The sequence below is a fragment of the Rhodospirillaceae bacterium genome (assembly GCA_016712715.1).
Taxonomy (GTDB): domain Bacteria; phylum Pseudomonadota; class Alphaproteobacteria; order Dongiales; family Dongiaceae; genus Dongia.
Genome location: JADJQM010000002.1, coordinates 243,882 through 262,426, shown reverse-complemented (window position 1 = coordinate 262,426; position 18,545 = coordinate 243,882). Strand labels below are relative to the sequence as shown.

24 protein-coding genes are annotated in these 18,545 nt (G+C 65.6%); all 24 read left to right on the top strand.

What is annotated here, in order from left to right:
- The first annotated feature begins 91 nt into the window (after window positions 1-91).
- The 24 genes from IPK59_12030 to cysC all read left to right on the top strand — a co-directional run bounded on the left by IPK59_12030 (window position 92) and on the right by cysC (window position 18,493).
- Window positions 92-289: a hypothetical protein gene (locus IPK59_12030; protein MBK8159451.1), complete on the top strand. Its 198-nt coding sequence runs from the start codon at window positions 92-94 to the stop codon at window positions 287-289.
- Window positions 279-542 carry a hypothetical protein gene (locus IPK59_12025; protein MBK8159450.1) on the top strand — a complete coding sequence of 88 codons (264 nt, stop codon included), beginning with the start codon at window positions 279-281 and terminating at the stop codon, window positions 540-542. The genes IPK59_12030 and IPK59_12025 overlap by 11 nt, the downstream gene beginning before the upstream one ends.
- Window positions 539-1,132: a hypothetical protein gene (locus IPK59_12020; GenBank protein ID MBK8159449.1), complete on the top strand. Its 594-nt coding sequence runs from the start codon at window positions 539-541 to the stop codon at window positions 1,130-1,132. The genes IPK59_12025 and IPK59_12020 overlap by 4 nt, the downstream gene beginning before the upstream one ends.
- Complete coding sequence (locus IPK59_12015) at window positions 1,129-1,413, top strand: hypothetical protein (GenBank protein MBK8159448.1); 285 nt, start codon at window positions 1,129-1,131, stop codon at window positions 1,411-1,413. The genes IPK59_12020 and IPK59_12015 overlap by 4 nt, the downstream gene beginning before the upstream one ends.
- A gap of 151 nt (window positions 1,414-1,564) precedes the next feature.
- Entirely contained in the window at window positions 1,565-2,857 is a 1,293-nt protein-coding gene (locus IPK59_12010) for a hypothetical protein (protein MBK8159447.1), read from the top strand.
- 9 nt (window positions 2,858-2,866) lie between these two features.
- Entirely contained in the window at window positions 2,867-3,565 is a 699-nt protein-coding gene (locus IPK59_12005) for a hypothetical protein (GenBank protein ID MBK8159446.1), read from the top strand.
- Window positions 3,566-3,567: 2 nt separating this feature from the next.
- Complete coding sequence (locus IPK59_12000) at window positions 3,568-5,172, top strand: head-tail connector protein (protein MBK8159445.1); 1,605 nt, start codon at window positions 3,568-3,570, stop codon at window positions 5,170-5,172.
- The gene (locus tag IPK59_11995; protein MBK8159444.1) at window positions 5,169-5,459 is read left to right on the top strand and encodes a hypothetical protein; all 291 of its coding nucleotides are present in this window, start codon (window positions 5,169-5,171) and stop codon (window positions 5,457-5,459) included. Before IPK59_12000 ends, IPK59_11995 begins: the two co-directional genes overlap by 4 nt.
- Complete coding sequence (locus IPK59_11990) at window positions 5,449-6,222, top strand: hypothetical protein (GenBank protein MBK8159443.1); 774 nt, start codon at window positions 5,449-5,451, stop codon at window positions 6,220-6,222. Before IPK59_11995 ends, IPK59_11990 begins: the two co-directional genes overlap by 11 nt.
- A gap of 365 nt (window positions 6,223-6,587) precedes the next feature.
- Window positions 6,588-7,448 (top strand): hypothetical protein, encoded by an 861-nt coding sequence (locus IPK59_11985; GenBank protein MBK8159442.1) that lies wholly within the window; start codon window positions 6,588-6,590, stop codon window positions 7,446-7,448.
- A gap of 134 nt (window positions 7,449-7,582) precedes the next feature.
- The gene (locus IPK59_11980; protein ID MBK8159441.1) at window positions 7,583-8,008 is read left to right on the top strand and encodes a hypothetical protein; all 426 of its coding nucleotides are present in this window, start codon (window positions 7,583-7,585) and stop codon (window positions 8,006-8,008) included.
- A gap of 77 nt (window positions 8,009-8,085) precedes the next feature.
- On the top strand, window positions 8,086-8,661 hold the full coding sequence (locus IPK59_11975) for a hypothetical protein (GenBank protein ID MBK8159440.1): 576 nt from the start codon (window positions 8,086-8,088) through the stop codon (window positions 8,659-8,661).
- A 4-nt stretch (window positions 8,662-8,665) separates the two neighbouring features.
- On the top strand, window positions 8,666-10,936 hold the full coding sequence (locus IPK59_11970; GenBank protein ID MBK8159439.1) for a hypothetical protein: 2,271 nt from the start codon (window positions 8,666-8,668) through the stop codon (window positions 10,934-10,936).
- Window positions 10,937-10,938: 2 nt separating this feature from the next.
- Window positions 10,939-11,355, top strand: a complete 417-nt coding sequence (locus IPK59_11965) for a hypothetical protein (GenBank protein ID MBK8159438.1) — start codon at window positions 10,939-10,941, stop codon at window positions 11,353-11,355.
- A gap of 14 nt (window positions 11,356-11,369) precedes the next feature.
- Window positions 11,370-11,891 (top strand): hypothetical protein, encoded by a 522-nt coding sequence (locus IPK59_11960; protein MBK8159437.1) that lies wholly within the window; start codon window positions 11,370-11,372, stop codon window positions 11,889-11,891.
- Window positions 11,888-12,538, top strand: coding sequence for a hypothetical protein (locus IPK59_11955; GenBank protein MBK8159436.1), 651 nt, complete (start codon window positions 11,888-11,890; stop codon window positions 12,536-12,538). The genes IPK59_11960 and IPK59_11955 overlap by 4 nt, the downstream gene beginning before the upstream one ends.
- Window positions 12,539-12,586: 48 nt before the next feature.
- Complete coding sequence (locus tag IPK59_11950) at window positions 12,587-14,098, top strand: hypothetical protein (protein ID MBK8159435.1); 1,512 nt, start codon at window positions 12,587-12,589, stop codon at window positions 14,096-14,098.
- Complete coding sequence (locus IPK59_11945) at window positions 14,098-14,616, top strand: DUF4376 domain-containing protein (GenBank protein MBK8159434.1); 519 nt, start codon at window positions 14,098-14,100, stop codon at window positions 14,614-14,616. Before IPK59_11950 ends, IPK59_11945 begins: the two co-directional genes overlap by 1 nt.
- A gap of 4 nt (window positions 14,617-14,620) precedes the next feature.
- A complete protein-coding gene (locus IPK59_11940) occupies window positions 14,621-14,830 on the top strand; it encodes a hypothetical protein (GenBank protein ID MBK8159433.1) in 210 nt (69 codons plus the stop codon).
- Between the two features lie 24 nt (window positions 14,831-14,854).
- Complete coding sequence (locus IPK59_11935; GenBank protein MBK8159432.1) at window positions 14,855-15,100, top strand: hypothetical protein; 246 nt, start codon at window positions 14,855-14,857, stop codon at window positions 15,098-15,100.
- A gap of 1 nt (window position 15,101) precedes the next feature.
- Window positions 15,102-15,467: a hypothetical protein gene (locus IPK59_11930; protein MBK8159431.1), complete on the top strand. Its 366-nt coding sequence runs from the start codon at window positions 15,102-15,104 to the stop codon at window positions 15,465-15,467.
- A gap of 1 nt (window position 15,468) precedes the next feature.
- On the top strand, window positions 15,469-15,654 hold the full coding sequence (locus tag IPK59_11925; GenBank protein MBK8159430.1) for a hypothetical protein: 186 nt from the start codon (window positions 15,469-15,471) through the stop codon (window positions 15,652-15,654).
- Window positions 15,655-15,791: 137 nt separating this feature from the next.
- A complete protein-coding gene (locus IPK59_11920) occupies window positions 15,792-16,586 on the top strand; it encodes a sulfate adenylyltransferase subunit 2 (protein MBK8159429.1) in 795 nt (264 codons plus the stop codon).
- Window positions 16,586-18,493 (top strand): adenylyl-sulfate kinase, encoded by a 1,908-nt coding sequence (gene cysC / locus IPK59_11915; GenBank protein MBK8159428.1) that lies wholly within the window; start codon window positions 16,586-16,588, stop codon window positions 18,491-18,493. The genes IPK59_11920 and cysC overlap by 1 nt, the downstream gene beginning before the upstream one ends.
- Window positions 18,494-18,545 lie beyond the last annotated feature (52 nt).

The following is an 18,545-nucleotide window of genomic DNA, read 5'->3' as shown; positions in this document are numbered from 1 at the left end:
GACAGCGTAACCAAAATATGCGTATTATCGCCTAATCCCATAACGCGCAAAGCCTGTCGGCGGCCCTTGGCCAGCCTTGGGGAGGAAAACAATGGAACAAAACAGAAACAAAAGAGAAGAATCCGGCCCGTCGGGTACCAATCGGCGCCGCTGCCTGATCTGCGGACAGCGGTTCCGCGCCCTGGGGCCGTTCCTGCGGATCTGCGGCCCGTGCAAGGAAAGCGAAGAATGGCAGGCCGGCGCCGCGGATTTCACCCTCCATGCCGGGAGTGCCGCCAATGACAATTGAAACCGGGGGTGAGGGGGGACGGAGCGCCATGGCCGAGATCGTCGATTTTCCACCCAGTCCAACCATGCGGCCGGAACAGGCGGTGGGCACCTGCATGAAGACGCGCTGGACCCAGTTTCTCGGCATCGGCATCACCGAGGCGGGCGAGTTCGAGGTGGTCAACAGCGACATGACCGCCGAGCGTGCCCTGTGGCTGGTGAAATGGGCCGAGCGCTGGGCGATGGGCCTCGACGAGGTGGAGGTCGAGGCATGAAGGCCTTTGCAGCAACACGGCGCGGCCGGCCGAAGCGCGTGGTGGCCAATGACAATGGCCCTGATGCTCGGGGTCGTGATCTCGGCACGCCGGAAGCGCAGTTGAAGCGGGCGTTCCTGGCGCAAGGGGCCGATCCGGTGGCTTCGGCGCATCCTTTGGATCTGCTGCTGGCGCGCGGGTTCATCGACGCGGCCATGCACCGGGCCGGGTTTCGCTATGCGGGGCTCTATCGCCAGATCATCGGCCGCACGGAAGTGAGCTATGGCCGGCTCTATGACGGGCTTTCCGGTGATGGCCGTTCATCCGGCGATGCAGGCGAGGTGGCGGACCTTGCCGACCGGCAGCGCAGCTTTCGGCAGGCGCAGATGCGGCTCCGCGCGGAAGGGCCAGTGGTGGCCGGCCTCACCGAGCGGCTGTCGGTGTTCGGCGTGTGGCCAGATCGGCTGCGGCAGAAAGTGACGTTGTCGCACCGCGAGCTCGATCTGCTGCGTCGCGGCCTGGCGCGTCTGGCGCAGGCGCAGGTCCGTGGCAACGCCCACGCCGTCAATGACAATGGCCCGGATGACGACCGGCTGCGGGGGGCGAGATGAGCAAGGCACCACAGGAGACAAAGCCGGCAGCCTCCGCACCGCGCAAGATCGAGACGCTGGCACGGTGCCATGCGGCGGCGGCGATCCAGGCGCTGGCGGGGGTGCTGGTCGATACGACGGCGACGCCGGCCATGCGCATCTCGGCGGCGGGCGCGTTGCTGCAATGGGGCTATGGCAAGCCGGGGATCCAGGCCAAGGTCAAGGCCGGGGATGGAAAGCCGGGCGAGGGCGGCGAACAGATTGTGCGGCTGATCTGGGGCGAGACGGAAAATAGCGATTGACAAACTAGGAATTAATTGCTATTCTGTAAATATAGACTGCGATATCGCGCCCCGGTGAGCCCCGCTCCCGGGGCGGTGTCGTTTGGGACGAGAACACTCACGCCTGACGAACTTCTTTAGACGGTTTTCTCCTCACCAGATCAGGACGAACATGACCCAGGCACGCAGGCAGGCGGCAATGGAGGTGCAGCTTTATGCGCCGCGGCCGTTGCAGGCCGAGCTGCATCGGCGCCTGCGGCGGTTCAATGTGCTGGTGGCGCATCGGCGGTTCGGGAAGACGGTGTTCTGCATCAATGAGCTCATCGCCAAGGCGGCGGCGAACCCCAGGCCCGATGCGCGCTATGGCTATGTGGCGCCGCTGCTGACCCAGGCCAAGGATGTGGCCTGGCATTATCTCAAACGCTTCACCGCGCCCATCCCGGGTATCAGCGTCAGCGAAACCGAATTGCGGGTCGATCTGCCCAATGGCGCGCGCATCCGGCTTTATGGTGCCGACAATGCCGACCGGCTGCGCGGCCTCTATTTTGACGGCGTGGTGCTCGATGAATATGCCCAGATGACATCGCGCGTCTGGCCGGAAATCGTGCGGCCGATGTTGGCCGACCGTGGCGGCTGGGCGCTGTTCATCGGCACGCCGATGGGGCGCAATCATTTCTGCGCGCTCTATGAACAGGCGAAAGACGAAGCCGACGCGTCCTGGTTCGCGGAGCGCTTTCCGGCGACCGAGACGGGCATCCTGCGCGAGGCGGAACTGGCGGCGGCACGGCGCGCCATGTCGGCGCAGGCCTTCGCCCAGGAGTTCGAGTGCAGTTTCGCAGCCGGCGTGCCCGGCGCCTACTACGCAAGCCTGCTGGAACAGGCAGAGCAGGAAGGGCGCATCGGCCGCGTGCCATGGGAGCCGAAGCTGCCGGTGATCACGGCCTGGGATCTCGGCATCGGCGATGCGACGGCGATCTGGTTCGCGCAGGCAATCGGCCGCGAGATCCGCATCATCGATTATTACGAAGCGCGCGGGGCGGCGCTCAGCCATTACGCCAAGCGCCTCCAGGAACGGCCCTATGCCTATGGCGATCACCTGCTGCCCCACGATGTCGAGGTGCATGAGCTTGGCAGCGGGACGACGCGGCTCGAGACCCTGCGGCAATTGGGGCTGAAGGCGCGGGTCCTGAAACCCAACGCCATCGAGGACGGGATCGAGGCGGTACGCAACCTCATCCCGCGTTGCTGGATCGATGCCGAGAAATGCGCGCGCGGGCTTGATGCCTTGCGCCTCTACCGCCCTGAATTCGATACGCGGCGCCATGTCTTCAGCGCGCGGCCCTTGCATGACTGGACCAGCCATGCGGCCGATGCGTTCCGCTATCTCGCGGCCGGGCTGAAGCTGACGCAGCCGCCCGCGCCGATGCTGATCGAGGGGCAAAGCTACGATCCGTTTCGCTGGTAGGAAAGCCCTATGCCCCTGCGCGCGCTCAACCTTGCCGATCTGGTGACGATCGGACAGGCGATGCGCGATGCCGACCGGCGCGAGATCTTCGCCACGCGCTTCGATGAGGATGCCGCTCTGCTGGCGGAGGATCTGCTGGCCTCCGATCCGGTGGGGGCCGTCGTCGCGAGCGCGGACGGTACCGCGGTGGCGGCCCTGGGCGGGATCGAGATGTGGCCCGGCAACTGGTCGCTGTGGATGTATGCGACCGATCGTTGGCCGGAGGTTGCGCGTGCCACGACGCGCTTTGCCAGGCATGTGCTGTGGCCATCGCTGCTGCGGCTTGGCCTCCGGCGCGGCGAATGCCGCTCGGCGCTTGATCACGACGTCGCCCATCGCTGGCTGAGCTATCTCGGCGGCGAGGTGGAAGCGATCTATCCCGCCTATGGCAAGGGCGGCGAGACCTTTATCGGCTTTGTCATTTATGGAGAAACAGGCATGTGTGCGACCCCGAAGAAGCGCAATCCCGGCAGGGTCTCGACGCGGAAATCGCCGGTGGTTGATCCCAACGCCCCGCCGCAGGCCAATGATCTGGTGGCCGATGCCGCGGGCGAGGCGGAACTGCGCCGCCTGCGAGCCCTCTATGGTCGGCGCGCCACGATCCTGACGCCGGAGCGCCAGGCGCTGGGCCAGGCGCCGGTGGCGCAGAAGACCCTGCTGGGTTCTTGACGATGGACAATATCGCCCAGGACCTCATCCGCCGGCAGGAGGCGTTGGCCTCGGAGCGCGCACCGCTTGACCAGTTGTGGCAGGAGATCGCCGAGCTGATGAAGCCGTTGCGCGCCGATTTCACCTTCCACCGCGTACCCGGCGACAAGCGGACGCAGAAGGTGTTCGACGCGACGGCGGGTCTTGCCGCCGACAATCTCGCGGCCGGTCTCTGGGGCATGGTGACCAATGCCGCCAATGACTGGTTCACGCTGCGCTCGGATCTCGCGGAAGCGGATGAGGACCAGGCGACCAAGGAATGGCTCGACGATGTGACGCGTCGCATGCAGGCGGCCTTCGCCGGCAATGGGCAGCGCTTCTATTCGCGGGTCATGGAGCTTTATGCCGACCTCGTCACCTTCGGCACGGCGGTATTCTATTCCGAGGAGGATGCGCAGACCGGGCGCATTCACTATTCCTGCCGGCATCTCGCCGAATGTTTCGTGGCCGAGAACGAGCGCGATGAAGTGGATACGCTGTTCCGCCGTTTCACCTTCACCGCGCGCCAGGCGCATCTGCGCTGGGGCGACCAATGCCATGCGAGCGTGCTGCGCGCGATCGACAAGGAGCCGGACCGGCGCTTTACCTTCCTCCATGCGGTGATGCCGCGGGCGGAGGTCAAGGGCGGACGGCATGATGCGGCGGGGATGGGCTTTGCCTCTTTCTATGTCGATGTCGAGAACCGGCTGCTGCTGTCGGAAGGCGGCTATCACGATTTTCCCTATCAGGTGCCGCGCTGGTCGACGGCCTCGCGCGGGCTCTATGGCGATTCACCGGCGATGCTGGCGCTGCCCGATGTGAAGATGCTGAATGCGATGTCGAAGACGACGATCGTGGCGGCGCAGAAGGCGGTTGATCCGCCGCTGCTCGCGGTCGATGAGGTTGCGGTGCGCGGCCTGCGCACGCATCCCGGCGGCATCATCTATGGCGGGCTCGATGAAAACGGCCGGCGGCGCTATGAGCCGCTGCACAGCGGCGGCAATGTGGGGCTGGGGCTGGAGCTCGAGGAACAGCGCCGCGAGGCGGTGCGGCAAGCCTTCTATTTCTCGCTGCTGTTCATGGTGCAGCAGCCCAACCAGACGGCGACCGAGGTCTTGGCACGGCAGGAGGAGAAGCTGCGCCTGATGGGGCCGCATCTCGGGCGCATCCAGGCCGAGTTCCTCGATCCGCTCATCCGCCGCCAGTTCGGCATCATGCGGCGCGCCAATCTGCTGCCGCCGGTGCCAAGGCAATTGCAGCGCGCCGGCATCCGCATCGAATACGTCTCGCCCTTGGCGCGCGCGCAGCGGGCGGGCGAAGGGGCGGCGATCGTGCGCGCACTGGAATCGCTGGCACCCTTGGGGGCCATCAAGCCGGAGATCTATGACAACATCGACGCCGATGCGGCGGCAAGGTTGCTGGCGCAATCCTTCGGCGTGCCCAACAACCTGCTGCGCACGCCGGAGGCGGTGAAGAAGCTGCGGAAGAAGGTTGAGAAAGAGGCGCCGGAGAGCGCCGACCCGATGGCGGGGCTGGGTGATCTGGGGGCGATGTTGTCGGGCGGCATGTCCTCTGGCGGTGCGGCGTGAAGGCCGGCATCACCTGGCTGCTGCGCCTCCATGGTACGCAGCGCGCCAGAAGGGTGGCGGCGGCTTATCGGCAGTGTCTCTCGGGCGATGACGTGCTGGCGCGGCTGGTGCTTTCCGACCTCGCGCATTATTGCCGCGCGGGGCAGAGCAGTTTCGTGGCGGGCGATCCGCATCAGACCGCGTTCAATGAGGGGGCGCGCGACGTGTTCCTGCATGTCGCGGAAATGTGCGGCCTTGGTCCCGATGATTTTGCCGGTCTCATTCAAGAGGTGATCGATGATCGATGAACGCAAGATAGAGGCGGCGCCGGATTGGCGCGCTGGGCTGGACGACGATCTGGGTGCCCTGGTGCAGCAGAAGGGCTGGCGCTCGGCGCGCGACGTGCTCACCAGCTATCAGAACCTGGAGAAGCTGGTGGGTGGCGACCGCATCGCCTTGCCCGGCCGCGATGCCGGGGCGGAAGCCTGGGGGCCGGTCTGGGACAAGCTCGGCCGACCGCAGGAACCCGGCGGCTATGATTTCGCGCCGCCAGAAGGTGTCGCCTATGACAAGGCCCATGCCGATTGGTTCCGCGAGACGGCGTTCAAGCTGGGCTTGAGCCAGGACCAGGCGCGCGACCTGCATGACGCGTTCCTCGCGCATTTTCCGGCGGCGGCGAAAGATGAAACCGAAGCTGAGCCGGAGGTCGATCTCAAACAGCTCTGGGGCCGGCAGTATGAGCGCAACATGGCGGCGGCGCGGCGTGCCTATGGCGCGTTCCTCGGCGATGAGAAACCGTTTCAGGAGATTGCCGAGGGGATCGGCGAGGGGGCGTTGATGGATCTCCTTGCCAAGGTCGGCCGCGCCATCGGCGAAGACAGCATCACGGCGCGCGCCGACGCCAAGGGCAACGGCCCGCGTTCGGCCGGCGAAGCCTTGTCCGAGATCGCGCGGCTGCAGCAGGCGGCCAAGGCCGATGCGAAACACCCTTACGTCAACAAGACCCATCCCGATCATCCAGCCACGGTGAAGCGGATGGAGGATCTGTTCGCGGTCGCTTATGGCGGGTGAGGTGTTGCGCACTCCTCTATCGTCATGGTCCGCGAAGGCGGACCTCCCACGCGTAGGCGGGCAACTAAAAAACAACTCGTGGATGGTCGGCCTTCGCCGACCATGACGGATAAATTAAGTCCAATCATCAAAGTCCGGACAACCTCAATCAAATGAGGCCCGGCTGACGGCTCGGAAAGACGGCCGCTGACGATGCGCGGGTGCATCGAGGCTTGAGGTCCGTCGTGTTTGCCGCGGGCGACAGCCGCCACGCCAACCCTGCCGCCCGCGGCTGGTTTGGTGCGGTGGCCTGGCCCTTCGGCGCAGATGGGCAACCTCGCCGATTCAAACGTCACATTGTGAGATCAGAAAGGAAGTGTGGACCCATGTCCTCGCAGATCCAGATTGCGTTCAACAATCTCTACAGCGCCAACATCATGCTGCTGGTGCAGCAGAAGGGCAGCCGCCTCAAAGACGCGGTGCGCCAGGAGGTGGTGGAGGGCGAAATTGCCTACTTCGACCAGATCGGGGCGGGCAGCGCCATCAAGCGCCAGTCGCGTCACGCCGACACGCCGCTCACCGAAACGCCGCATGCGCGTCGCCAGGTGATGCTGGAAGACTATGAATATTCCGACCTCATCGATCGCCTGGACCAGGTGAAGACGCTGACCGATCCGACCAGCGCCTACAGCCAGGCGGCAGCCCATGCGCTGGGCCGCGCCATGGACGACGTCATCATCGCCAATGCGAACGGGACCGCGCGCAGCGGCAAGACCGGGCAGACCTCGGTACCTTTGCCGGGCTCTCAGAAGATCGCCGTCGGCGGCACCGGCTTTACGCTGGCGAAACTCCTGCAGGCGAAGGAGATCCTCGACGCGGCGGAGAACGATCCGGATGAACCGCGCTATATCGCGTGCCCGGCCAAGGACATCACCGTGCTGCTCTCCAACACCCAGGTGACGTCGAGCGATTACAACACGGTGAAGGCGCTGGCCGCGGGGCAGATCGATACCTTCCTCGGCTTCAAGTTCATCCGCACGCAGCGCCTCGGCCTCACCTCCGGCGGCGACCGTGCCTGTCTTGCCTGGCGCCAGTCGGCGCTGGTGCTGGCCGTCGGCCAGACGCCCAAGGTGAAAGTCACCGAGCGGCCCGACAAATCCTATGCGACGCAGGTCTATTGCGCGATGTCGGTCGGCGCCACGCGCATGGAGGAAGAAGGCGTCGTCGAGATCGCGACTCTTGCCTAAAGCGTCGTGGGCATCGCGGCCGCCCAGTCGGCGAATGCCGACATTCGTCGGCGGGCGGCGAATGCCGACATTCGTCGGCGGGCAACCCCGCTGTGCGCCGTCTGTTTGGAACTCAATCTATCCAGGAGAAAAACATGGCTACTCAATATGGAACGCAGATGGGCCGGTTGCGCAATTCCGCGCCGGTGGATCTGCCGATGGCTGGCGACGTGCACGGCCGGGTGCGTGTGTTCAACGAGAAGGTCGCCCTCGCGGCCCAGCCGACCTCGGACAACATCGAAGTGGCGCGCCTGCCCAAGGGTGCGCGCGTGCTCTATGGCCTGCTCGACAGCACCGTGTCGCTGGGCTCGGCGACGCTGGCCGTCGGCATCGTCGGCACCACGGGCAAGTACCGTGCGGCGGCGGCCTTCACGGCCGTCGATACGCCGACCCTGTTCGGCCCGGCGGCTGTGGCCGGCGAACCGCTGGCCGCGGAAGAGATCGTCATCCTCACCATCGCCGCCGCGGCCCTGCCGGCCAGCGGCACGCTGCGGGTGATGATCTTCTACACGCTGGACTGACGTGATGACGGGCTGCCGGCGGCAAAGCCGGCAGCCCGTTCCACGACGTCGTGCAATTGCAATAGGGCGAGCATCCCATGGCCATTTCGACCGTCTCCATCTGCAACCGGGCGCTGGATCTGCTCGGCGCCGATCCGATCACCTCGCTGGAGGACGGGTCGAAGGGCGCCAATCTGTGCCAGCGGAATTTCGAACCGTCGGCGGATTCGGTGCTGCGGCTCTATCCGTGGAACGCAGCCCTGCGCCGCGCGCGTCTGCCGGCGCTGAGTGAAACGCCTGCCTGGGGCTATCTCTATCAATACCAGCTGCCGCAGGGGCCGGAGCCCGCTTTCTGCCTGCGCCTGCTGGAGATCGACAATGGCAGCGACTACCGGGTCGAAGGTCGGCGGATTCTTGCCGATTACGCGGCACCGCTCGACATTCTCTATATCGGGCGCGTCACGGATACGGCGACTTTCGATCCGCTGCTGGCAGAGGCGGTGGCGGCGAAACTTGCGGTACATCTTGCCGGCAACCTGACCGAAAGCGGGTCGCGGATTGCTGCCGCGCGGGATTATCTGCGCGATATCCTGGCGCAAGCCAAGGCGATCGATGCGCAGGAGGGCGGTGCCGCCAGCCTGGTGGTCGATGCCTGGCTGCAGGCGCGGAGCTGACGTCATGGCCGGCGCCTCGCTGCTGCTCTCGACCTTCAATGCCGGCGAATGGTCGCCGGAACTCTATGGCCGCATCGATCTCGACAAATACCGCAATGCCTGTCGCGTGATCGAGAATTTCGTGTTGCTGGCGCAAGGGCCGGCGACGCGGCGCCCGGGTACGCAGTTCATCGCCGCCACGAAGGGCGATGACGCGGTGCGCTTGATCCCGTTCGAATTCTCGACCGAGCAGGCCTATGTGATCGAGGCGGGGGAGGCCTATTTCCGCTTCTATATGAATGGCGGGCGCATCGAGACCTCGCCCGGCACGGCCTATGAGATTGCCACGCCCTATGGTGTTGCGGACCTTGCCGGACTCAAATGGGCGCAATCGGCCGATGTGCTCTACCTCACGCATCCGAACTTCGCGCCACACAAGCTCTCGCGCAGCGGGCATACCAGCTGGACCTTGAGCGAGATCGAGTTCCTGGACGGTCCCTATCTTGACGAAAACATCGGCGCGATTTCTCTGACGCCGGCTGCGGCCGGCGGCAGCAACATCACGCTGACAGCATCGGCCGATCTGTTCGCGGCGACCGATGTGGGGCGGCTGGTGCGCATCAAGCACAGCAGCGTCTGGGGCTGGGCCAGGATCATCACCTTCACCAGTGCGACCCAGGTGAAGATCGACATCAAGGGCGCCTTTGGCGGCACGGACGCCGTGACCAATTGGCGGCTGGGCGCCTGGTCAGCGACGACCGGCTGGCCCAGCGCGGTGACCTTTCACGAGGAGCGGCTGTTCCTGGCCAACACCCGCGCCCAGCCGCAGACCTTGTGGGCCTCGGTCTCCGGCGCCTATGAGAGCTTCGCGCCGACCGGGGCCGACGGCATCGTCAAGGATGATCACGGCCTCAACTTTACCATCGCCGACGATCGCGTGAACGCGATCCGCTGGATGAGTGCCGGCAAGACGCTGGCGCTGGGCACCACGGGCGGCGAATTCAACCTCACCGCGAGTTCGCTCAATGAGGCGCTGACGCCGAGCAATATCACGGTGCGGCGAGAGACCACCAATGGCAGCGCCGATATCAGGCCGGAGCGCATCGGTGCCGCCGTCCTCTATGTGCAGCGGGCCGGGCGCAAGATCTACGAAATGGCCTACAGTTTCGAGAACGATGCGTTCAATTCGCCGGAACTCAGCATGCTCGCGCGGCACCTGACGATGACCGGCATCAAGGAGATTGCCTTCCAGGCGGAACCCTGGTCGATCCTGTGGGTCGTGCTGCAGGATGGCGGGCTGCTGGGCCTTACCTATATGCGCGGTCAGGACGTGGTTGGTTGGCATCGGCATCGCATCGCCGGGCGAGAGGCCCGCGTCCTGTCGGTCGCGGTCATTCCAGGTGGCCGCCAGGATGAGGCGTGGCTGGCGATCGAGCGCCGTGTCGGCGGCACCGTCAAGCGTTCGGTCGAACGACTGGCGGCGGCCTTCGAGCCCCGCGATCCCTTTGACAAGCAGGGTGCCTTTTTCGTCGATGGCGGGTTGAGCTTCGATGGCGCGGGCAGTGTGGCACTCACGCCGGGTGCCGGTGCCGAGACGATCGGCAGCACGGGCGTCATCTTCACGGCGGCAGCAGGGATCTTTGGTCCAGGCGATGTCGGGCGCGAGATCCAGCATCTCTATCCCGCATCCTCGGGTGAGGGCTATTACGTGGCGCGAGCCATCGTTACCGGGTTCACCGATGGGACCCATGTCACGACCACGATCCACGCTGCCTTTCCATCACTGGCGGCGATCGCGGCCGAGGACTGGTCGTTGGGCGCGCAGGTGATCGGCGGCCTCGACCATCTTATCGGCGAGGTGGTGACGATCCTTGCCGATGGCGCCACCCATCCCGACCGGGTGGTCGCCCCGGACGGCACCGTCACCCTGGAGCGCGCCGCGTCCTATGCCCATGTCGGGCTCGGCTATACCAGCCGCTTGAGCACCATGGATATCGAGGCGGGTGCCATGGACGGGGCGGCGCAGGGCAAGAAGCGCCGCGTCCACCGGGTCGTCGTGCGGCTTCACAACAGTCTCGGCATGCGCGTCGGCGCCGATGCGGCGCGGACCGACGACGTCGTGTTTCGCGCCGCAAGGACGGCGATGGATCAGAGCCCGCCTCTGTTCTCGGGCGACAAGTTCGTGGCCTTTCCGAAAGGCTGGGACGGGCAGGCGATCGTCACCGTGCTGCAGGAGCAACCTTTGCCCTGCACCATCGTGGCGCTCATTCCGCAACTGACAACGATGGATGGATGAACATGTGCACTCCCGCGGCGGCGATGGCCGCAACCACGATGATTTCGGCCGGCGCCCGGATGGCGTCGGAGGCGCAGCAGGCCAGTCATGAGTCGAAAGAGCTGGAGCGCGAGGCGAAGGTCGCCAGGGCGCAAGGTGCTGAGGAGGAGCGGCGGCTGCGCGCGGAAGCGGCGCGCAGCCAGGCGAAACGCCGTGTCGCCATTCTGAAAGGCGGCGTCACGACCGAAGGTTCGCCCACCGACATGCTGCTGGACGCCGCGCGCGAAGACGAGGCCGAGGCGCGCTGGGCGCGCTTTGGTCGCCGCGAGTCGGCGCGTGCCCAGGAGCGCGAGGCGCGCAATCGCCGCCGCCGCTCGGTGCTGGACCAGCTCTCCAGCACCCAGGCGCTTGGCACCGATCTCATCAGGCTCGGCAATTGAAAGGACGCAACATGATGACCAAACCGACTTCGCTCGATGCCGCGATGCGACAGGTGCTGGCGGCGCGCGGGTCGCCGGTGGCGCCGCAGGGAATGGGCCGTGCCGACCCCGTCGATGGTCTTGAGGGCGCGCTCGCGTCGCCCGCCGGACCGGAGGCTTATCAGATCGCGGTGCCGCCGGACTTTGCGCGCGACGCGGCACTCGAAGCCAAGGCGCGGCAATGGTTCCACCGCGCCGGCCTGCCGCAAGGGGCGGTGAGCGGCATTGTCCAGGCCTATTGCCGGCAGCTCTGCTGCGATCCGGCGACGCTGGCAGATGGAAGCCAGCAGCGGCGCACGCGCGCGGAACTGGCGCAGGAATGGGGTGCCGATTATCCGCGCAAGGTCGCCGCGGCGCAGTCTCTGATCGAGGCATGTGGCGGCGCCGAGGAACTGGCCGAAATTCTCGGCGGCACGGGGCTTGGCGACGATGCCTGGCTGATCCGGACCCTGGCAGCGATCGCCGAACTCGATCCCAAGCATGGAGGTGAACGATGAGCCTTTCCGTCACAGGTGGTTCCGACTCAGGCAGTGGCAGGACATCCAGCTTGCTGGCCGGATGGCGCGCATGCGAGGCGGAACTGCGGCAGAAGCAGGAAAGCAACGCAGCAGCGCGGGACCGCGTGATCCAGCAGCGCCAGGAATCAGCACTTGCCGCATCGCGCGGTGACGCCGATGCCGGCAAGCGCATGGCGGATCTTGCCAGCGAGGAGGCGGTGCTGCACCTCGCCGCGCAGTGCCTGGATCTGGGCCTGCGCGCGGTGGCGCAGGAGATCGATGCCGAGGAAATGCGCGCGGCGGCGAAGGCGCGCGCCAGGGCGGTGAAGGCGCATGGGGCGAAGCTCGCCAAGCGCATCGCCTTGGTCGAGGAGATCGAGCAGCGGCTCCGTGCCGTGACGCCGTTGCTGGCGCAGCTCGCAACCCTCACCGGTGAAATCGAGCGGGCGCATGCGGCCCTGGGCGGGGCGAGGCCCTTCCTGCCGCCGCTGGCGCAGGAAGCGGTCGGTGGACGCCTTGCCGAGTTCATGACGGGATGCGGCTTTGCCGCCTGGCTGCCGCTGGCCCGGCCTGAATTCCGCCCGGCATTGGGGTCCTGGGCCAAGGCGGAACGGGAGATCCAGGAGACCTATCGCCTCACAGCCTGACAATCCTGGCGGCCTGAAAGCGGCGGCCGCATCCCAAGGAAACCAGCCATGACCATTTCGACGACGACGTCCCGTGTCACTTATGCGGGCGATGGGGTGACCGTGTCCTTCGCGGTGCCGTTCAGTTTCTTCGGCGTGGATGAGATCGACGTGATCGAGCGCAGCCTGGAGAACGGCAGCGAGACGCTGAAGGTGCTGACGACCGACTATACGGTTGCCGGCGGCGGCGGTGCCGCCGGCACGGTGTCGGCGGTGGTGCCGCCGCCGGCCAATAAGAGCTGGACCATCGCCCGGCGCACCAAGCGCACGCAGATGGTGGATTACACGCCCAACGACCCCTTTCCGGCCGAGACCCATGAGCGGGCGCTCGACCGGCTGACGGCGCTGGTCCAGGAGCTTGACGACAAGCTGGGGCGTTCAGCGGCGCTGAGCCCGACCAGCAGCGTCACCGGCCTGACGTTGCCTGACCCGGAAGCCGACAAGCTGCTGGGTTGGAAAGGCGATCTCTCCGGCCTTGAGAACAAGAGCATCCCGCCGGGTGCCACCGTCCACGCCGGCATGACCACCACGCGCAGCGGTGTCGCCTCTGGTGAATCGGTGACGCCGCGCGGCCTGGCGGCGCTGTGGCGCAAGGGCAGCGACATTGCCAGCGCCGCGACGCTGATGAAGCCCGGCGACAGCGATATCGGCGGCTATCATGTGGTGACGGGCGCCGTCACCATCGCCGCGCTGTGGACCGGCGAGGCCGCGGGGACGGAAATCGAGCTGCGCTTCGCCGCGGCCCTCACCCTGACGCATCACGCGACCAGCCTGATCCTGCCGGGCGGCGGCAATGTCGTGACGGCAGCCGGCGACGTCGCCCGCTTCCGCTGCGAGGGCGGTGACAATTGGCGCTGCGTGTCGGCACCGCCCGGATGGTTCTCGGCGATGAGCAATGCCGGGTTGAGCCTGCCGGTCAGCGTCAAGACTGGCAGCTACACGATGCTGGCCGCGGATAAGGGCGGCGAGATCCAGTTCACCACGGCGGGCGCCACGCTGGGTCTGCTGGCGGCCGCCACGGCCGGCAACGGTGCGACCCTCGTCATCCGCAATGCCGCAGCGAGCGGCGATGTGACGATCGATCCCAGCGGCGCCGAGACGCTCGATGGGCTGGCCACGCGCCTGCTGCGACCGGGCGACCGCGTGCTCATTCGCTGTGATGGAACTTCCTGGGCGACCGTCAGCGGTGCCTACAGCTTTGCGACCGCGGAGATCAATCTTGCCGCCGCCCTGGCCTCGACCGACGCCCATGGCCTGGGCGGCTATCCGGACCGGATCAAGAGCGTGCTTCGCTGCAAGACCGCCGAGCTCGGCTATGCGGTCGGTGACGAGGTCGAAGTCGCCTACGCTTTCTACAATGGCTATGAAAGCAACAACGCCCAGGTCTTTGCCAATGCGAGCGACCTGAAATCGATCCAGGGCGCCACCAACAAATGGTACCTCGCCCACGCCACCACCGGCACGGTCACGCAGCTCACCGCGGCGCGCTGGAAGCTGGTCCTCAAGGCTTGGAGATATTGATGCAGACATTCTATTTCGAAGCCGGTACGGGTCGTTGCCTCGGCTCGTTCGGTAGCGGCACGGCTTTGCCGCCGCTGGCGCAAGTTGCGGCCGCGGCACCCAGTGACGGCCGACAGGTCTGGAACGGCAGCGCCTGGGCGTGGCCGATCGACGCCGTCCGGTCGGATGTGCTGGCCGCCATCGCCGCGCGCTACCTGGCGGCCCTCGCAGGCGGTCTCGCCTATGCCGGCAAGGTGCTGCAGATCCGCGAAGCGGACCAGGCCAACCTTACGGCCATGGGCAATGAAGCGCGCTGGGCCAAGGCCGCCGGTGCTGCCTGGCCGCCGGATTTTGCCTGGCGCATGGCCGATGACAGTTTCCTCGCCCTGCCGATGGCCGACGCCATGATCGCATTGGGCGAAGCCGCCAAGGCCGAGGTCTATCGGCTGCGGCAAGTGAAATGGAGCCATGTCGATGCCGTTCGTGCCTTGTCAGATGCTGCAGACGTCGCTGCCTACAATTTCCAGACGGGATGGTGATGTCATGACGGGCGGATTGCATGAGACGTCACAGGCGATCGGTCGCCTGCAGGCGAGTGTCGAGAAGCTGGAGCATGCGGTGGCGCGCCTCAGCGACCGGATCGAGGATCTGCAAAGGCTGCGCTGGCTGATGGTGGGGGCGCTGATCGTGCTGTGCGGAATTTCGGGCGCCAGCGGCGGTTGGCTCAGCAAGCTGCTGGACCTCGGTTCATAACGGGCAATCATGAAGGAGACGAGAATGATCATGAAAAATGTTGCCATGGTCGGCACGATCAACAAGGCATGGGCTGCGGCCATCGCCGCGCCCTTGGCCGATTGGGTGGTCGGCATCGCCGCCGATGCCCTGTGGAACGGACCGCGCATCGCCATGCCGGACAGCGCGCAGATGGCGCTGGTGTCGTTGATCGTGGGGCTGGTGGTCTATCACGTGCCGAACCTCGCCAGCACCCAGGCCGGCGACGCCAGCGACAAGGCGGGGGCGTGAGATGCGTCACGGAACCCGCCTGCCGAGATTCGGCCTCTGGCTGCTGCTGATGTTTCCCTGCCTGCTGTTCACCGGCTGTGCCGGCGATGCCAATGATCTTGCGACCCGTTTGACCGTTGCCAATCTGTTGGCCGGCAGCGCCTCGCAGGCCCTGACCAGTGCCATTGACGCGCGGACGATCGACCCCACTTCCCAAACGGCCGCCGCGATCATGCAGACCCTCGATGCGGCCGAGACAGCGCTGGACGGTGCCGGCGCGGCGTTGCGGGCCGGACTGCCGGACGTGGCGGTGCGCAATCTTGGTGCCGCCGAGGCGCAACTTGCCGGATTGCAGCCGCTGCTGCCCGGTATGGAAGGGGGGCAATGAGATGAATGCCGCCACCGTCGCGATGATCGTCCAGGGTGTCTCGGCCCTGGCACCCTATCTTGCCCAATTGGGCACGCTCGCCGCCAAGGCGCAGGCCGGCGAGGCGGTTACCGAGAGCGACTTGCGACTTGCCGAGGCGGCGCGGCGCCAGGCCTTTGCCGCCTTGCGCCGGCGTCTGGTTCCCTGACTGAACGGGGCGAATGCGACCAAGTGCCGTATTTGCGCAGATCCGGCTGGAGAATATTGCCTGCGGGCGTGACATCCTATAATGACGGGGCACCGCCGGAGGCACCGCCGGCCCGTTGAGGGGCAGAATTCGCCGTCATGGATCATCTCGACCAGCTTGAAGCGCAGAGCGTCTATATCCTGCGCGAGGCCTTCAATCGCATCGACAAGCTCGGCATGTTGTGGTCGCTGGGCAAGGACAGCAATGTCATGGTGTGGCTGGCCAGGAAGGCCTTCTTCGGTCATGTGCCCTTTCCGGTCCTGCATATCGACACCGAGCGCAAGTTTCCGGAGATGTATGCCTTCCGCGAGACCTATTCGAAGGAATGGGGTCTCAACCTCATCGTCGAGAAATGCCCGCCGGTCGAGGCGACCGATCCGACCTTGCCGCCCAATGCGCGGTCAGCTGCCAGGAAGACGCTGGGCCTGCGCGACACCATCGCCAAATACGGTTTCACCGGCATCATCGCCGGCATCCGGCGCGATGAGGAAAGTGTCCGCGCCAAGGAACGCGTGTTTTCCCCGCGCGGCGAGAGCGGCGCCTGGGATTTCCGCGACCAGCCGCCCGAATTCTGGGACTATTTCAACACCGATCTGCCAGCCGGCACGCATTTGCGTGTCCATCCGCTGCTGTCCTGGACCGAGCTCGACATCTGGAAGTACATCGCGCGCGAAGGCATCCCGATGGTCGAGCTCTATTTCGCCAAGGGCGGCAAGCGCTATCGGTCGCTGGGCGATCAGGACATTACCTCGCCGGTGGTGAGCGAGGCCGCGACCATCGGTGAAATCATCGCCGAACTGGAAGCGACGCGGGAGCCGGAGCGCGCCGGGCGCGCCATGGACCGCGAGACCGAAGACGCTTTCGAGCGCTTGCGCGCGGCCGGGTATATGTGATGAGCAAGCCCGTGGTGAGAGAACGCGATCTGATGCGCATCGTCATCGTCGGCCATGTCGATCACGGCAAGTCGACCCTGGTCGGGCGCCTGTTCCATGACACCGGATCCTTGCCCGACGGCAAGTTCGAGGCGATCAAGGCGATGTGCGAGCGGCGCGGCATGCCGTTCGAATGGGCGTTCCTCATGGATGCGTTCCAGTCGGAGCGCGACCAGGGCATCACCATCGACACGGCGCAGATCTGGTTCAAGACGCATTTGCGCGACTACACGATCATCGATGCGCCGGGACATCGCGAATTCATCAAGAACATGATCACCGGCGCTTCGAGTGCCGAAGCCGCCCTGATGCTGATCGATGCGGGGCAGGGCATCCAGCAGCAATCAAGGCTGCATGCGTTCCTGCTCAATCTGCTCGGCGTGAAACAGATCGCCGTGCTGGTCAACAAGATGGATCTGGTTGATTTTTCGGAGACCCGCTTCGACGAAATCGCCCGCGAATACAGTTCCTATCTGGGTTCCCTCGGCATCAAAGCCAATTACATCATCCCGATGGCGGCTCGCGACGGCGACAACATCGTCGCCAAATCGGCGCGCACACCCTGGTACCAGGGGCCGACGCTGGTCGAGGCACTGGACAGCTTTACGCCCGCAGCGCCACTCGCGGCCCTGCCGCTGCGCCTGCCCATCCAGGATATCTACAAATTCGACGATCGCCGCATCCTCGCCGGCCGCATTGCCAGCGGCCGCCTCAAGGTGGGCGACACGCTGCTGTTCTCGCCCAGCAACAAGACGGCAAAGGTTGCCTCGCTGGAAGGCTGGTCGGCACCTTCGGCCAGGGATGCCGAGGCAGGACAGTCGGTTGGTGTGACACTCGACGAGCAGCTGTTCATCGAGCGCGGCGAGATCGCGAGCCATGTCGAGACGGCGCCGATTGAGACCAACGTGTTCAAGGCCAAGTTGTTCTGGCTGGCGAAAAAACCCCTGCAATTGGGCGAGAACTATCGCCTGCGGCTGCAGACGCGCGATGTCAACGTGGTGGTCGAAAGCATCGTCAGTCTCTATGACGCGGAGAGTTTCAGCGCGCGCCCGAGCGACATCGTCGAGCGCAATGACATTGCCGAAGTGATCCTGCGCTCGCCGGCTTTGCTGGCGCTGGACGGGGTCGAGAGCAATCCGAAGACCGGCCGTTTCGTGCTGTCCGACGGGCGCAACATCCTGGCCGGCGGCACCATCGCGCTGGAAGGCTATCCCGATCAGCGCCGTCTCGTCACCGTGCGCTCCAGCAACCTCACTGAGGTGGCGCATGGCGTCACCACCGCGCAACGCACCTTGCGCAACGGTCATCCCGGCGGAGTGTTGTGGCTGACGGGATTGTCGGGCGCCGGCAAATCGACGATCGCCATGGCGGTGGAGCAGGAACTGTTCCGGCGCGGCTTCCATGTCTTCGTGCTGGATGGCGACAATGTCCGCCGCGGCCTTTCCGCCAATCTCGGCTTCGCCCCCGAAGATCGCGCCGAGAACATCCGGCGTATCGGCGAAGTGGCGGCGTTGTTCGCCGAGTCTGGGCAGATCGTCATCACGGCCTTCATCTCGCCCTATCGCACCGACCGGCAGCGGGCACGCCAGGCGACGGAATCCCTGGCAGGCGATGCGGGGTCGGCAGATGCCACGACTTTTCACGAGATCTATATCAAGGCCGACCTCGCAACCTGCGAAGGGCGCGATCCGAAGGGGCTCTACCAGAAGGCCCGCGCGGGTGAGATCGCTGAGTTCACCGGGATCAGTGCGCCCTATGAATCGCCCCTGGCCCCCGAGCTGGTCGTTGATACGCAAAAACTGACCATTGCCGATGCCGTGACCAGTGTCGTTGCATATGTCGAAAGCCGTTTCCGCCGGGCTGGTTGATGCCCCACGGCCACCCGCTAATATATTGATTTATATGTATTTATTGTGACGA

Excerpts from the sequence above, each read along its gene's own strand:
- IPK59_12030 (MBK8159451.1), top strand. The coding sequence starts at position 92 with ATGGAACAAAACAGAAACAAAAGAGAAGAATCCGGCCCGTCGGGTACC.
- IPK59_12025 (MBK8159450.1), top strand. The coding sequence starts at position 279 with ATGACAATTGAAACCGGGGGTGAGGGGGGACGGAGCGCCATGGCCGAG.
- IPK59_12020 (MBK8159449.1), top strand. The coding sequence starts at position 539 with ATGAAGGCCTTTGCAGCAACACGGCGCGGCCGGCCGAAGCGCGTGGTG.
- IPK59_12015 (MBK8159448.1), top strand. The coding sequence starts at position 1,129 with ATGAGCAAGGCACCACAGGAGACAAAGCCGGCAGCCTCCGCACCGCGC.
- IPK59_12010 (MBK8159447.1), top strand. The coding sequence starts at position 1,565 with ATGACCCAGGCACGCAGGCAGGCGGCAATGGAGGTGCAGCTTTATGCG.
- IPK59_12005 (MBK8159446.1), top strand. The coding sequence starts at position 2,867 with ATGCCCCTGCGCGCGCTCAACCTTGCCGATCTGGTGACGATCGGACAG.
- IPK59_12000 (MBK8159445.1), top strand. The coding sequence starts at position 3,568 with ATGGACAATATCGCCCAGGACCTCATCCGCCGGCAGGAGGCGTTGGCC.
- IPK59_11990 (MBK8159443.1), top strand. The coding sequence starts at position 5,449 with ATGATCGATGAACGCAAGATAGAGGCGGCGCCGGATTGGCGCGCTGGG.
- IPK59_11985 (MBK8159442.1), top strand. The coding sequence starts at position 6,588 with ATGTCCTCGCAGATCCAGATTGCGTTCAACAATCTCTACAGCGCCAAC.
- IPK59_11980 (MBK8159441.1), top strand. The coding sequence starts at position 7,583 with ATGGCTACTCAATATGGAACGCAGATGGGCCGGTTGCGCAATTCCGCG.
- IPK59_11975 (MBK8159440.1), top strand. The coding sequence starts at position 8,086 with ATGGCCATTTCGACCGTCTCCATCTGCAACCGGGCGCTGGATCTGCTC.
- IPK59_11970 (MBK8159439.1), top strand. The coding sequence starts at position 8,666 with ATGGCCGGCGCCTCGCTGCTGCTCTCGACCTTCAATGCCGGCGAATGG.
- IPK59_11965 (MBK8159438.1), top strand. The coding sequence starts at position 10,939 with ATGTGCACTCCCGCGGCGGCGATGGCCGCAACCACGATGATTTCGGCC.
- IPK59_11960 (MBK8159437.1), top strand. The coding sequence starts at position 11,370 with ATGACCAAACCGACTTCGCTCGATGCCGCGATGCGACAGGTGCTGGCG.
- IPK59_11955 (MBK8159436.1), top strand. The coding sequence starts at position 11,888 with ATGAGCCTTTCCGTCACAGGTGGTTCCGACTCAGGCAGTGGCAGGACA.
- IPK59_11950 (MBK8159435.1), top strand. The coding sequence starts at position 12,587 with ATGACCATTTCGACGACGACGTCCCGTGTCACTTATGCGGGCGATGGG.
- IPK59_11945 (MBK8159434.1), top strand. The coding sequence starts at position 14,098 with ATGCAGACATTCTATTTCGAAGCCGGTACGGGTCGTTGCCTCGGCTCG.
- IPK59_11940 (MBK8159433.1), top strand. The coding sequence starts at position 14,621 with ATGACGGGCGGATTGCATGAGACGTCACAGGCGATCGGTCGCCTGCAG.
- IPK59_11935 (MBK8159432.1), top strand. The coding sequence starts at position 14,855 with ATGATCATGAAAAATGTTGCCATGGTCGGCACGATCAACAAGGCATGG.
- IPK59_11930 (MBK8159431.1), top strand. The coding sequence starts at position 15,102 with ATGCGTCACGGAACCCGCCTGCCGAGATTCGGCCTCTGGCTGCTGCTG.
- IPK59_11925 (MBK8159430.1), top strand. The coding sequence starts at position 15,469 with ATGAATGCCGCCACCGTCGCGATGATCGTCCAGGGTGTCTCGGCCCTG.
- IPK59_11920 (MBK8159429.1), top strand. The coding sequence starts at position 15,792 with ATGGATCATCTCGACCAGCTTGAAGCGCAGAGCGTCTATATCCTGCGC.
- cysC (MBK8159428.1), top strand. The coding sequence starts at position 16,586 with ATGAGCAAGCCCGTGGTGAGAGAACGCGATCTGATGCGCATCGTCATC.